This window comes from Ventosimonas gracilis (assembly GCF_001580025.1).
GTDB classification, from domain to species: domain Bacteria; phylum Pseudomonadota; class Gammaproteobacteria; order Pseudomonadales; family Pseudomonadaceae; genus Ventosimonas; species Ventosimonas gracilis.
Genome location: NZ_LSZO01000183.1, coordinates 20,939 through 34,796 on the forward strand (window position 1 = coordinate 20,939; position 13,858 = coordinate 34,796).

The following is a 13,858-nucleotide window of genomic DNA, read 5'->3' on the forward strand; positions in this document are numbered from 1 at the left end:
AGATGCCCGCCGCTTAACCAGCGGGCACTTGTTTATCAAGCCGGTTCTGCGGGTTCGGCAGCAATGGCCTCGTAGCTGAAACGAAGCTCGCCATCCTCGAAATCGATATGCACCATACCGCCTTGCGCGGACAGCTCACCAAACAGGATTTGCTCGGCCAGCGGGCGCTTGATTTTGTCCTGAATCAACCTTGCCATTGGCCTTGCGCCCATTTGCGCGTCGTAACCTTGTTCCGCCAGCCAATCACGCGCCGTCTCGCTCACTTCAAGGCTAACCTGCTTGTCCTCCAACTGCGCCTGCAGTTCAACCAAGAATTTATCCACGATACTTTTAATCACTTCGTGGCTTAGGCGGCCAAACTGGATAATGGTATCCAGCCGGTTACGAAACTCCGGGGTAAAGCTCTTTTTGATCACCTCCATCGCGTCGCTGGAATGGTCTTGTTGGCTAAAACCAATGGAAGCACGTGCGGCGGTCTCTGCCCCGGCGTTGGTGGTCATCACCAAAATAATGTTGCGAAAATCCGCCTTGCGCCCGTTATTGTCGGTCAAGGTGCCGTGATCCATCACTTGCAGCAGTAGATTAAATACGTCGGGGTGGGCTTTTTCGATTTCATCGAGCAGCAACACGCAATGCGGATTTTTGCTGATCGCTTCGGTCAATAATCCGCCTTGGTCGAAGCCAACATAGCCAGGCGGCGCACCAATCAAGCGCGATACCGTGTGCCGCTCCATATATTCGGACATATCAAAACGTATCAGCTCGATACCAAGAGCCCTGGAGAGCTGCTTGGCGACCTCGGTCTTGCCCACGCCAGTGGGCCCTGCAAACAGGAACGAGCCTACCGGTTTTTCGACCGATTTAAGCCCGGCACGGGACAGTTTGATCGCCGTTGCCAGCGACTCAATCGCTGCATCCTGACCAAAGACCGTTAATTTTAGGTCACGTTCCAAATTGCGCAGCAGTTCTTTGTCGGAACTGCTGACGTGTTTTGGTGGAATACGGGCGATTTTGGCGACGATGTCTTCTACCTCTGCCACATCAATAAGCGCCACGCGATTTTCTTCTGCTTGCAGCCTTTGGTAAGCGCCCGCCTCGTCAATCACGTCAATGGCCTTGTCCGGCATTAGACGGTCATTGATATAGCGTGCAGAAAGCTCAGCGGCCGCACGCAGCGCTTCATCGCTATAAGCGATCGAGTGATGCTCTTCAAAACGTGATTTCAGGCCACGCAGGATACTGATGGTATCTTCAACCGAAGGCTCGACAATATCGACTTTTTGAAAGCGCCTTGCCAGTGCGCGGTCTTTTTCGAAAATACCGCGAAATTCTTGAAAAGTAGTCGAACCGATGCAGCGAATTTCCCCGGATGACAGCAGTGGTTTGAGCAGGTTGGAGGCATCCATCACCCCGCCGGAGGCCGCACCGGCTCCGATAATGGTGTGGATTTCATCGATAAACAAAATCGCTTGTGGGCGCTTGCGCAGTTCACCGAGCAGGGATTTCAAGCGTTTTTCAAAGTCCCCACGGTATTTGGTACCGGCCAGCAATGCGCCTAAATCCAGCGCGTAAACCACGCTTTGCGAAAGTATCTGCGGGACTTTACCATCCACAATCTGCTTGGCCAGCCCTTCGGCAATGGCCGTTTTGCCTACACCGGCCTCACCCACCAACAGGGGATTGTTTTTACGGCGGCGAGCGAGGATTTGTGCGACCCGTTCAACTTCTTGCTCTCGCCCAACCAGCGGGTCTATTCGCCCTTGCCTGGCCAGTTCATTCAGGTTACTGGTGAAGCTATCCAGCGGATTATTGCTGGTCGCGGCCGTGTCGCCCGCGTGGCTTTCCGTGGTTTCCTCAGCAGGCGTGCGGCTGTCTTGCCCGGGTACGCGCGATACGCCGTGGGCCACAAAATTGACCACGTCCACACGCGTGACATTTTGCTGCTTGAGTAAAAACACGGCGTGGCTTTCCTGCTCGGAAAACAGTGCTACCAGAACATTGGCTCCAGTCACTTCACGCTTGCCGGAACTTTGCACATGGAATACCGCCCGCTGCAAAACACGCTGAAACCCCAAAGTCGGCTGGGTTTCACGGGTTTGCTCGTGGGCAGGAATAAGCGGCGTAGTGGAGCCGATAAATTCCTGCAAATCCTGCCGCAGCCTATCCAGCGAAGCGCCACAGGCACGCAGCACATTAACTGCCGCTTCGTTGCCGAGCAACGCGAGCAGCAGGTGTTCAACGGTCAAAAACTCATGGCGCTTGTGACGCGCCTCCTTGAACGCCTGATTGAGCGTGACTTCCAGCTCACGGTTCAACATGGCTCGTTACTCCGCTTATCCAAAAATAGTGCACCGATGGCGATTGCCATCAGTCGTCTGGCTCTACCTCACAGAGTAGCGGATGCTGGCTATCCTGCGCAAAATCATTGACCTGCATGGCCTTGGTTTCAGCAATATCGCGGGGAAATATGCCGCACACGGCGCTACCTTCAAGATGCACTTTGAGCATGACCTGAGTGGCCAACTCACGGTTCATGGCAAAGAACCTCTCCAATACTTCTACCACAAATTCCATCGGTGTGTAGTCATCATTGAGCAAAACCACCTTGTACAGCCGCGGCGTCTGAAGTTTTGGTCGCGCCTCAGCAATGGCGAGATGGCCGCCTTCGTCATCATCCACAGGACGGGAATCCTGATAAAAAATACCTTTCATATGCCGTATGTCTTTAATTTAACTAAAAAGTTGCTGTTCGAGGCGAACTATTGAGCCGCACATTTGTCCCATGATGCAAGCAAACCACCATTGATGTGGAGCACCGGTCTGCCATAAAAAAATTGTTGCAATACGTAAAGCTGCAGCTAGGATAGATAAGGGGCTCACCCGAAAGTGGGTACAGTACCCATTATTTGCTGAAAAACGGATGATACGCCCCAAATGGGGCTTTTGCAGAGGGGAAGCGATATGTACAGTGGCAAAGTCAAGTGGTTCAACAATGCCAAGGGTTACGGATTTATCCTCGCCGATGGGCGCGAAGAGGATTTGTTCGCGCACTATTCTGCCATTCAGATGAGTGGTTACAGAAGCCTCAAGGCGGGGCAGGCAGTATGTTTTGAAATTGTGCATGGCCCCAAAGGCTTGCACGCAGTTAATATTTCCAGCGTGTCCGCCGATGTGCCTGCCAGCAATGCAAGTGAAACTGCGCAAAGCGCCCCAGTGAAATTCCACGAGGGCGTCGAAGCAACTACCTAATTGCATAGCCCCTTGATTTCTCTTTAAGAGCAATCAAGGGGCTTGCTGTCATACCCGTCTTTTACATATGCGCAATCAGCGCATCGCCAAAGCCAGAACAAGACAGCAGTTTCGCGCCATCCATCAGTCTTTCAAAATCATAGGTCACGGTTTTTGCCGCAATGGCACCGTTGGTGCCTTTGATAATCAGCTCTGCGGCTTCAGTCCAGCCCATGTGACGCAGCATCATTTCTGCTGAAAGAATCACTGAACCGGGGTTGACCTTGTCCAATCCGGCATACTTAGGCGCAGTACCGTGGGTGGCCTCAAACATGGCGATGTTGTCGGATAGATTCGCGCCAGGCGCAATGCCGATACCGCCGACTTCTGCCGCCAAAGCATCGGACAGGTAGTCGCCGTTAAGGTTAAGCGTGGCAATCACGTCGTATTCCGCCGGACGCAGCAAGATTTGTTGCAGCATGGCATCGGCAATCACGTCTTTAACCACAATGGTTTTGCCGGTTTTGGGATTTTTAAACTGCATCCACGGGCCGCCGTCTAAAAGCTCGGCGCCAAACTCGTCACGTGCGAGTTCATAGCCCCACTCTTTAAACGCGCCTTCGGTGAACTTCATGATATTGCCCTTATGCACCAAGGTCACGGAACTGCGGTCGTTGTCTACCGCATATTGCAGCGCTTTGCGCACCAAGCGCTTGGTACCTGCCTCAGAAACCGGCTTAATGCCAATGCCGCAGCCTTCGGTAAAGCGGATTTTGGTGACGCCCATTTCTTCGGTCAAAAACTTGATCAGCTTCTGCGCTTCCTTGGAACCGGCCTTCCACTCCACTCCGGCATAAATATCCTCGGAATTTTCGCGGAAAATCACCATATCCACATCGCCGGGTTTTTTTACCGGACTGGGTACGCCTGCAAACCAACGCACTGGACGCTGGCAAACGTACAGGTCAAGCTCTTGGCGCAGCGCCACGTTGAGCGAGCGAATGCCGCCGCCAACCGGCGTGGTCAGCGGCCCTTTGATGGAAACCACATAGTCGCGCACGGCTTCAAGTGTCTCGCGCGGCAGCCAAGTGTCCTGGTCATACACGCGGGTGGCTTTCTCGCCCGCGTAGACTTCCATCCAGGCGATTTTGCGCTCGCCTTGGTAGGCTTTTTCCACAGCGGCATCGACCACTTTAATCATCACTGGACTGATGTCCGCACCGATGCCATCGCCTTCGATAAAGGGAATGATGGGGTTATTCGGCACGTTCAAGGACATGTCCGCATTGACGGTGATTTTGTCACCATTCGTTGGTACCTTAATTTTTTGGTATCCCATGCTGCTGCTCCACTTAGTCCACTTAGGTTGTTACCCGATAATTTGACGTCAGTTTGTCAAAGCCGTCTATTTTTGGGGTTTTACCGTGGAAAGTCACGCCTTTTCCACTTTTTCAAGTGCTTAAGAGCGCTTATTGCCGGTGCCCTGCCAGCTCCAGCACTTTATCGACCAGCTTGTTAATGCCTTCTGCCGCTTCACTGATGGAATTGGCCAGCATATAGGCGGGGGTGCTGACTAAATTGTGCTGCGCATCATAGACAATATCACCTACCGGGCAGGGTTGATGTTTGGCACCCATTTTTTCCAAGGCGGCGGCGGTATTTTCATCATTGCCAATGGTACAAATAACGTCTTTGCCATAAATAGCGGCGGCCAGGGTGGGTGAAATGCAGATTAAACCAATGGGTTTACCGGCTTTTGCAAAACTCTGCGCAAAGGCCAGTACATCGGCTTGCACTTGCATATCCGCTCCGGCGCTTGCAAAGCTGGACAGGTTCTTAGCCGCACCAAAACCGCCTGGCACGATCAGCGCGTCCAATGTTGAACTATTGGCTTCGTTTAATCCTTTAATATCGCCGCGGGCAATGCGTGCTGATTCTTCCAGTACATTACGGCTTTGTGCCATCGGCTGGCCGGTTAAATGGTTAATGACTTCGGTTTGCGCAATATTCGGCGCAAAACATTGCGCCTGCGCCCCGCGCCCGCTTAAGCGCAATAAGGTAATGACCGCTTCGTGAATTTCACTGCCATCAAACACGCCACAACCCGACAGCAGCACCGCTATTTTCTTGCTCATGACACTCTCTCCTTGAATAAGTAATGTACAGCGCACCATCTGAGCCTTTAACTGCGCGAAAGGTCAAGCCCTGTTGCCGGTTTTTCGCCAACCCCGCCGCAGCTTTCGGCTAAAATAGCTGCCCTCGCCTTCCCTGTTGCTTTGAGGCTGCCTTGAATATCCTGACTTTGCGCGGCCATCTCGCGCTTTCTGCCTTCCGTCACGCCCGTCTGCTTTCCCGTTTGCGCGAGGTTTCGCCAGAGGTTGCTGGCTTTACCGCGCAATTTATCCATTTTGCTGAAATAAGCGAGGCGCTATCTGCGGATGAACAGGCCACACTGTCGCGCCTGTTGGATTACGGGCAAAAGACCGCGCAGACGCAGGCGGACGGCAGACTGTTTTTGGTCGTGCCGCGTCTTGGCACGGTTTCGCCTTGGTCGAGCAAGGCAACCGATATTGCCCGCAACTGCGGTCTTACTAAAATCAACCGGTTGGAACGTGGCATTGCTTTTTGGATAGCCGGCGAATGTGCAGAGGAGCCGATTTTGCCGCTGCTGCACGACCGTATGACGCAATCCGTACTGCGCGACTTTTCAGAGGCGCATCAACTATTTCGCCATGAAGCGCCAAGACCGCTTACTTCCATCGATATTCAGCGGCAAGGCAGGCAGGCGCTGGAGCAGGCCAACCGCGAGTTGGGGCTGGCGCTGGCTGAAGATGAAATCGACTACCTGCTGGAAAGCTTCCAAGCTCTGGGCCGTAATCCGCAGGATGTGGAACTGATGATGTTTGCACAGGCCAATTCCGAACATTGTCGGCACAAGATTTTTAACGCAAGCTGGACGATTGACGGCAAGCCACAGGATAAATCCCTGTTTGCCATGATTAAAAATACCTATCAGATAAGCCCGCAAGGCGTGCTGTCTGCCTATCGTGACAATGCAGCGGTGATGGAAGGCGCAGCGACTGCGCGTTTTTGGCCAGATGCTGAAACCTGCGAATACGGCAAAACCATCGAACCGGCGGCGATTTTGATGAAGGTGGAAACCCATAACCACCCCACCGCCATTGCCCCCTTTGCCGGCGCTGCGACCGGTGCGGGCGGGGAAATCCGCGACGAAGGTGCCACCGGCTGCGGTGCCAAACCCAAAGCGGGGCTGACCGGTTTTGCCGTCTCCAACCTGCATATCCCGGGTTTTGCGCAGCCTTGGGAGTTGCCGCTTGGCAAACCCTCGCGCATGGCCAGTGCACTTGATATCATGCTGGACGGGCCGATTGGCGCGGCGGCGTTTAACAACGAATTTGGCCGCCCCAACCTGTGCGGCTACTTTCGCAGCTTTGAGCAATCGGTCGATACGCCGCACGGGCGGGAAGTACGCGGCTACCACAAACCCATCATGCTGGCCGGTGGCCTCGGCAATATCCGCCCGCAGCACGTGCAAAAGGGAACCATCTGCGAAGCGGCCAAGCTGATTGTGCTGGGAGGCCCGGCCATGTTGATCGGCCTTGGCGGCGGCGCGGCCTCGTCGGTCGGCAGCGGCAGTCAAGCCGACAGCCTCGACTTTGCCTCAGTGCAGCGCGATAACCCAGAAATGCAGCGCCGCTGCCAAGAAGTGATTGACCGCTGCTGGCAGCTTGGGGCGGACAACCCTATTGCCTTTATCCACGATGTCGGCGCGGGAGGGCTTGCCAACGCGCTGCCGGAATTGGTCAACGACGGCGGGCACGGCGGGCGCTTTGAACTGCGCGACATCCCCAGCGCCGAATCCGGCCTGAGCCCGCTGGAACTCTGGTGCAACGAATCGCAAGAGCGCTATGTGCTGGCAATCCATCCGGCTGACCTGCCACGCTTTGAGGCCATTTGCGCGCGCGAGCGCTGCCCGTTTGCCGTGGTTGGCGAGGCGACCAAAGAGCAACAGCTACAGGTCAGCGACCGCCATTTTGGCAATCATCCGGTGGATATGCCGCTTGATCTGTTGCTCGGCAAACCGCCGCGCATGCAGCGTGATGTTCAGCATGAAGCGATTAAAGGCGACGACTTCAGCGGCAACGCTATTGAACTGAGCGAAGCGTTAAACCGCGTACTGCATCATCCGGCGGTTGCCAGCAAAGCCTTTTTAATCACCATTGGCGACCGCAGCATTAGCGGCCAGGTGGTGCGCGAACAAATGGTCGGCCCTTGGCAAGTGCCGGTTGCCGACTGCGCCGTGACGGCGAACAGTTTTGACGGTTATAGCGGCGAGGCCATGGCGATTGGCGAGCGCAGCCCGCTTGCGCTCTTAAATGCACCCGCTTCGGCGCGCATGGCGGTGAGCGAGGCCATTACCAATATCGCTTGTGCGCCGATTGAGCAGATTTCTGACATTAAGTTATCGGCCAACTGGATGGCTGCCTGCGGCCACGCGGGCGAAGATGCCAAGCTCTATGACGCCGTTAAAGCGGTGGGCATGGAGCTTTGCCCGGCGCTTGGCATTAGCATTCCGGTGGGCAAGGATTCGCTTTCCATGCAAACGCGCTGGCAGCAAGATGGTGAGGAAAAAAGCGTTATCTCGCCGCTTTCTTTGGTGATTTCTGCCTTTGCCAAGGTGCCTGATGTGCGCCGCAGCCTAACGCCGCAATTGCGTTTGGATAAAGGCGAAACACGGCTGATTTTGCTGGACTTGGGGCGCGGCAAAAATCGCTTGGGCGGCTCTATTGTTGCGCAGTGCTTTAGCCAATTAGGTCAAGAAACGCCGGATTTGGATCATCCAGAGGACTTAAAAGCGCTATTTTCTGCCGTCCAGTCATTAAACCGTGAAGGCAAACTACTGGCTTATCACGACCGTTCCGATGGTGGTCTTATCGCCTGTGCGCTGGAAATGGCCTTTGCCGGACACTGCGGTTTAGAGCTGGAACTGGATCACTCATCCCATCCTGTTGCCGCACTATTTAGCGAGGAACTCGGCGCACTGCTGCAAGTCCGTGAAAGCGATTGCATTGATGTCTTGGCGCAACTTTCGGCCAGCGGACTTAACGATTGCGTCCGTGTTATTGGCCGCCCCATTGCAGGCGGGCAAGTCCGTATTAGTCGGCAAGGTCAAACCCTGTTTGCTGGCGAGCGCCGCTTGCTGCAACAGGCCTGGAGCGAAACCAGCTACCGCATGCAGCGGCTGCGCGACCACGAAGGCTGCGCCGATGAAGAATTTGCCGCGCTACTCGATGAAACCAACCCAGGTCTTGCTTGCAAGCCTTCTTTTGACCCGCAAGACAATATCTGCGCCGCTTATATTGGCAAAGCGCGGCCAAAAGTCGCCATTTTGCGCGAACAAGGCGTTAACGGGCAGGTGGAAATGGCCGCCGCCTTCGACCGCGCCGAATTTACCGCCGTTGATGTGCATATGAGCGACCTGTTAAGCGGACGAGTCACGCTCGATCACTTCCAGGGTCTTGCCGCTTGCGGTGGTTTTTCCTACGGCGACGTACTGGGTGCGGGCGGCGGCTGGGCCAAATCCATCCTGTTCAACCCAAGGGCGCGGGAAACCTTCGCCGAATTTTTCGCACGCCATGACCGCTTTGCCCTTGGCGTATGCAACGGCTGCCAAATGCTTAGCCTGTTGCGCGAGATCATTCCGGGCAGCGAATACTGGCCGCGTTTTGTGCGCAATCGTTCGGAACAGTTCGAGGCAAGGCTTTTGATGGTTGAGGTAGAAGATTCGCCGTCGATTTTCCTGCAAGGCATGCAAGGCTCAAAACTGCCCATCGCCATTGCCCACGGCGAAGGGCTGGCCGAATTTAACGACGGCAAAGCGCTGCAAGCGGCGGAAAACGCAGGCTGCATTGCCCTGCGCTATATCGATAACTACGGCAAAATCAGCGAACAATACCCGGCCAATCCCAACGGCTCGCCGCGCGGCATTACCGGCCTGTGCAATCAAGACGGGCGGGTAACCCTGATGATGCCCCACCCTGAGCGGGTATTTCGCGGCGTGCAAAATACTTGGCAATCGGCAGACCGCGCAGCAGAAGATGCCCCTTGGCTAAGACTGTTTCGCAATGCACGGGCCTGGGTCGGGTAAACGACATTGCCCTCATGTCTTGAACAGGATTGCCAGCAGCAAGTACCATCAGCCTTTATTTTTACCTCAGGAGCCACGCATGATTGCGGGCAGCATGGTCGCGCTGGTCACACCAATGAACCCACAAGGCGACATCGACTGGCAAGCCTTAAACGATTTAATCGATTGGCACTTGCAAGAAGGCACTAACGCCATTGTCGCCGTAGGCACCACGGGCGAGTCGGCGACTTTAAGTGTGGAGGAACATTTAGCCGTTATCCGCCATGTGGTTAAACAAGTGAAGCGGCGCATTCCGGTGATTGCAGGTACCGGTGCCAACTCCACGCGCGAAGCCGTTGAACTGACCGAAAACGCCAAAGCCGCTGGGGCTCAAGCCTGTCTTTTGGTCGTGCCTTACTACAACAAACCCACGCAAGAAGGTTTGTACCTGCACTTTAAAACGATCGCCGAGGCAGTAGACATCCCACAGATTCTCTACAACGTACCTGGCCGCACCGCTTGCGACCTGCTGGCAGAAACCGTCGCGCGGTTGTCACATATCCGCAATATCATCGGCATCAAGGAAGCGACCGGCGATTTGCAGCGCGGCAAGCGCATTCTGGAAACGGCCAAAGACGGCTTTTTGCTCTATTCCGGTGACGATGCCACGGCTGCCGAATTGATGCTACTGGGTGCCAAAGGCAATATCTCAGTCACCGCCAATGTCGCCCCGCGTGCCATGAGCGAGCTGTGCCAGGCGGCGATTGCCGGAATGGCCGAAAAAGCCCGCACGCTAAACCAGCGACTCGCCCCGCTGCATGAAAAACTGTTTATTGAACCCAATCCCATCCCGGTAAAATGGGCGCTTGCACAAATGGGGCGAATTAAACCCGGCATTCGCCTGCCGCTGACACCACTGGCTTACAGCTGTCATCAACCGCTGCAAAACGCTCTGCGTGAAAGCGGCTATTTGCTTTAAACAAGGAAAAACAGCATGAAACCACTGGCCGGATGCGCCCTGCTCGCCTTATTACTGGCAAGCCAAGGCTGCGGCTACTTGCGTGACCGCAGCAATGACTACCAACAGGCGACACAAAGCCCGCCGCTGCAAGTGCCACAAGGGCTGGATGGACAGTTCCGCCCGCTTGACCCACTCTTGCCCATCCCGGAACAAGTGATAGATGCCCGCCTTGACCCGGACTATAAAGTGCCGCGTCCGCAAGCACTGCCCAGCGTTGCTCCTACTGAGTTCAGCCTGCAAGACAGCGGCGCTTCGCGCTGGATTTTGGCGCTTCGCCCACCGGCACAGGTTTGGCCTTTGGCGCTTTCTTACTTTGACGACACAGGTTTTACCCTGACGAGCCAAAATGCGCAGACCGGCGAGCTGATAACCGATTGGAAAGCCTTGCAGCCGGTAAGCGAGTTCCGTGTGCGCGTGCGCATTGAACCGGGCGTACAACGCGGCAGCAGCGAGATTTTTGTCGTCAGCGTGCAAAGACCTTCGGGCAGCAACGCCAATCCCCCCTTCCCCGAACATATCAAGACTGATGCTTTGGATGCACTACTGCTGAATGAACTGCTGGCCGGTTTAACTCAAGCCGCGGCACAAGGCGGCGCGGTTTCCTTGCTCGCGGCGCATTTTGACTCCCCTGGCAAGGTAAGCTTGAGCGACAACGCTTTAACCTTGGATACCGACTTTGACCGCGCTTGGTCGAGCATTGGCCGTGCTTTGCAAAGCGCCGGGGTGACGACTTTCGACCGTGATCGCTCGCAAGGGCTTTATTACATTGACAATCGCCAAACCAAAGGTTTTTGGGCAAAACTATGGGGCGAAGACGAAAAAGACAGCCCCCAGCACTATCAAATTCGCCTGAACCAAACCGCAGCTCAAGTGCAAGTCACGGTCGAACAAGACGGCAGCCCAGCGCCTGCCGATACCGCACGGCGAGTGCTTAGCTTGATACAGCAAAATCTGTAAAGGGTTCTTTCTGAAGATTATTCATGACCGTTAATTTGCAAAAAATCTACTCCGGCAAAGTGCGCGACCTCTACGCCATTGACCAGACGCGCATGCTGATGGTCGCCAGCGACCGCCTGTCCGCTTTTGACGTGATATTGCCGCAGCCGGTGCCGGATAAAGGCAAGATATTGACCGCGCTGTCGGCTTTTTGGTTTGCCAAACTGGCCGATCTAGTACCCAACCACTTAACCGGCGAGCGCGTAGAAGACCTGCTGCCGCCGGAACAATGCGCCGCCTTTATCGGTCGCTCGCTGATTGTTAAACGGCTAAAACCGCTGCCTATCGAAGCGATTGTGCGCGGCTATATCGCAGGTTCCGGCTGGAAGGACTATCAAAAAACCCAAAGCATCTGCGGCATTGCCCTGCCGCCTGGCCTGAAACACGCGGCCAAACTGCCCGCGCCGATTTTCACCCCCTCGACCAAAGCTTGCGCGCTGGAGCACGATGAAAATATCGGCTTTGCCGAATGTGAAACATTGATTGGCAAGGAACTTGCCGCCAAATTACGCGATACGGCGATTAACCTCTACCAAACGGCGGCGAGGTACGCCGAAGGCCGCGGCATTATCATTGCCGATACCAAGTTCGAGTTTGGCCTCGACGAAAACGGCACACTTACGCTGATGGACGAAGTATTAACCCCCGACTCCAGCCGCTTCTGGCCGGCTGAAAGCTGGCAAGAAGGCAGCAATCCCCCGAGCTTTGATAAACAGTTTGTCCGCGACTGGCTGGAGCAAAGCGCCTGGAACAAAACCCCGCCCGCCCCTGACTTGCCAAAAGAAATACTGGAAAAAACCGCCGCCAAATACCAACAGGCGCTGCGGTTATTAACGGCTTAGCGGTTCCCCGCCCCTCTCCCACAGTGGGCGAGGGAGTAAGAACGATGTCAACAATACTCATCAGCATATGAGCTGGCTCGCCGCTATCAAGCATATAGACCACAGTATCGCCACTGGCCGCCCGCTTGGCAGCAGCGACCTGCTGATTAAATTCCCGGCTGCTGAACGTTGCCATCTGCATGGCTTATCCTCCAGAAGGCTTGTGCATTACTGCAATGTGGCAACATCTCTAGCGATTAGTCGTAAGGCATTAAAGGCAAGCCAAATATTCCTGTCTTATCGACGAGCCGGTTGGTTCAAAATAGCGAAACGCGCTTTGTCGCACTAACCAGTAATGCCGCCTATAGAATTTCAAGGCTGATGCGATTTAAAAAGAAGCCTTGATAGCAGACATTTTCAAACAAACCCTATGCCACTTAAATTATCTGCGCCTACCCTTTGTTATCTTCAAAGAGAATTCTATGTATTTTAAAATTAAAAAACCGCTTCGTATGGTTACGAAGCGGTTTTTAACTTATCACTTAATTATGAGCGACAAGCTGCTGGTAGGTATTTTTTGGCAATAGTAGCACCACCATCAACACATGACCACTCAATAGAAGAAGCAGTACCACTAGACGTAGGGGTTAAAACTAGGGTCTTACCTCCAATGTCAGCAGCCACGCCAGTAGCTTTCATTGTCGCCGTAATTACGCCATTAGTACCTACCGCAACACTATCCACATATTTACCCTTTATATCGGCTGCGGCCCCAATTCCTGCCTCTGCATTACTAGAAGGCCATGTACCTTTATCTGCATAGTACTCAGATACAGCCAATTTTTGAGCACCCGCTAAATTAAGCGCCTCAGTCACTTGCGCTCGCGCAGTATAATCTTGATAAGCCGGAATAGCTATAGACGCCAAAATACCGATAATTGCTACAACAATCATCAGTTCAATCAGAGTAAAGCCTGATTGCTGTTTGCTGAATTGCAAGCATGATGTTTTTCCTTATGCGGAGCATTTAATTTCCCTTGGTGCAGAGCGCAGTGCTGCGGCACCAAGACTTCTGGAAGAGTTCCTCCCCTCCTCCAATGCCAGAATGCCATAGTTAAAGGCAAATTCATAGAGAGGATACAAGCACTCGGTCGCCATTTTATGACCGTTGGCTCAAACAGATTAACCGTTTTAGCCAACCCGCAGATGAGCTATTGCCACCGGTTTTATGATGGTTGTCGCCTTTGCTCAAAATCATCCAATCGCCAATTTTGACCAAGCCGTGCTTGAGTGCTCGTCCACCACTGCCTGGCTGGAAGGCACAGTTTCAGGTCTGTCGTTAATTTCTTCCGCTGTCTCTTGCTGGCAAAAGTCTTGCAGTTGCTGCGCTACTTTTCTATTTTTCTATCCATCCACAGACTAAAAGCATCGGGCTTGGCAAGCAGCAGCGCTTCCAATTCATGTGCCAGCTGGTTGGCAATAAAATGACGCTTTGCATCATACTGGCAAGCACGCTGATGGCTTGACATCCTCCCCTTGCTAAAGCAAGTGGACTCCTACCGCGTCCAGCGAAGCGTTGTCGCTTTGCTGAATCACCTCGGCGGGTTCCTGCTGCTGATCCCCTACTTCAGGATTCACTTCACA

The 13,858-nt window shown here is 54.2% G+C and carries 11 protein-coding genes; 5 read left to right on the plus strand and 6 right to left on the minus strand.

The window, feature by feature from the left end:
* Positions 1-35: 35 nt before the first annotated feature.
* Both clpA and clpS read right to left on the minus strand, forming a co-directional pair.
* Entirely contained in the window at positions 36-2,318 is a 2,283-nt protein-coding gene (gene clpA / locus AXE65_RS10135) for an ATP-dependent Clp protease ATP-binding subunit ClpA (protein WP_068391733.1), read from the minus strand.
* 49 nt (positions 2,319-2,367) lie between these two features.
* Complete coding sequence (clpS, locus tag AXE65_RS10140; RefSeq protein ID WP_068391735.1) at positions 2,368-2,712, minus strand: ATP-dependent Clp protease adapter ClpS; 345 nt, start codon at positions 2,710-2,712, stop codon at positions 2,368-2,370.
* A 249-nt stretch (positions 2,713-2,961) separates the two neighbouring features.
* Here clpS and cspD point away from each other — a divergent pair, with 249 nt between their 5' ends.
* Positions 2,962-3,249, plus strand: coding sequence for a cold shock domain-containing protein CspD (gene cspD, locus AXE65_RS10145; RefSeq protein WP_068391738.1), 288 nt, complete (start codon positions 2,962-2,964; stop codon positions 3,247-3,249).
* Between the two features lie 61 nt (positions 3,250-3,310).
* Here the strand turns inward: cspD and icd are convergent, their stop codons facing one another.
* Positions 3,311-4,567, minus strand: coding sequence for an NADP-dependent isocitrate dehydrogenase (gene icd, locus AXE65_RS10150; protein WP_068391741.1), 1,257 nt, complete (start codon positions 4,565-4,567; stop codon positions 3,311-3,313).
* Between the two features lie 130 nt (positions 4,568-4,697).
* On the minus strand, positions 4,698-5,363 hold the full coding sequence (gene elbB / locus AXE65_RS10155) for an isoprenoid biosynthesis glyoxalase ElbB (protein WP_068391744.1): 666 nt from the start codon (positions 5,361-5,363) through the stop codon (positions 4,698-4,700).
* 158 nt (positions 5,364-5,521) lie between these two features.
* On the opposite strand from elbB, the gene purL reads away from it, so the two are divergent.
* The 4 genes from purL to AXE65_RS10175 all read left to right on the plus strand — a co-directional run bounded on the left by purL (position 5,522) and on the right by AXE65_RS10175 (position 12,235).
* Positions 5,522-9,397 (plus strand): phosphoribosylformylglycinamidine synthase, encoded by a 3,876-nt coding sequence (gene purL, locus AXE65_RS10160; RefSeq protein ID WP_068391760.1) that lies wholly within the window; start codon positions 5,522-5,524, stop codon positions 9,395-9,397.
* A gap of 79 nt (positions 9,398-9,476) precedes the next feature.
* Positions 9,477-10,355, plus strand: a complete 879-nt coding sequence (gene dapA, locus AXE65_RS10165) for a 4-hydroxy-tetrahydrodipicolinate synthase (RefSeq protein ID WP_068391747.1) — start codon at positions 9,477-9,479, stop codon at positions 10,353-10,355.
* A gap of 15 nt (positions 10,356-10,370) precedes the next feature.
* Positions 10,371-11,354, plus strand: coding sequence for an NlpB/DapX family lipoprotein (bamC, locus tag AXE65_RS10170; protein WP_068391750.1), 984 nt, complete (start codon positions 10,371-10,373; stop codon positions 11,352-11,354).
* A 23-nt stretch (positions 11,355-11,377) separates the two neighbouring features.
* Positions 11,378-12,235 (plus strand): phosphoribosylaminoimidazolesuccinocarboxamide synthase, encoded by an 858-nt coding sequence (locus tag AXE65_RS10175; RefSeq protein ID WP_068391753.1) that lies wholly within the window; start codon positions 11,378-11,380, stop codon positions 12,233-12,235.
* A 525-nt stretch (positions 12,236-12,760) separates the two neighbouring features.
* On the opposite strand, the gene AXE65_RS13405 is transcribed toward AXE65_RS10175, so the two are convergent.
* Both AXE65_RS13405 and AXE65_RS13885 read right to left on the minus strand, forming a co-directional pair.
* Positions 12,761-13,213 carry a pilin gene (locus tag AXE65_RS13405; RefSeq protein WP_275574870.1) on the minus strand — a complete coding sequence of 151 codons (453 nt, stop codon included), beginning with the start codon at positions 13,211-13,213 and terminating at the stop codon, positions 12,761-12,763.
* Positions 13,214-13,602: 389 nt separating this feature from the next.
* Positions 13,603-13,743, minus strand: coding sequence for a hypothetical protein (locus AXE65_RS13885; protein ID WP_160330609.1), 141 nt, complete (start codon positions 13,741-13,743; stop codon positions 13,603-13,605).
* Between the last annotated feature and the right edge of the window lie 115 nt (positions 13,744-13,858).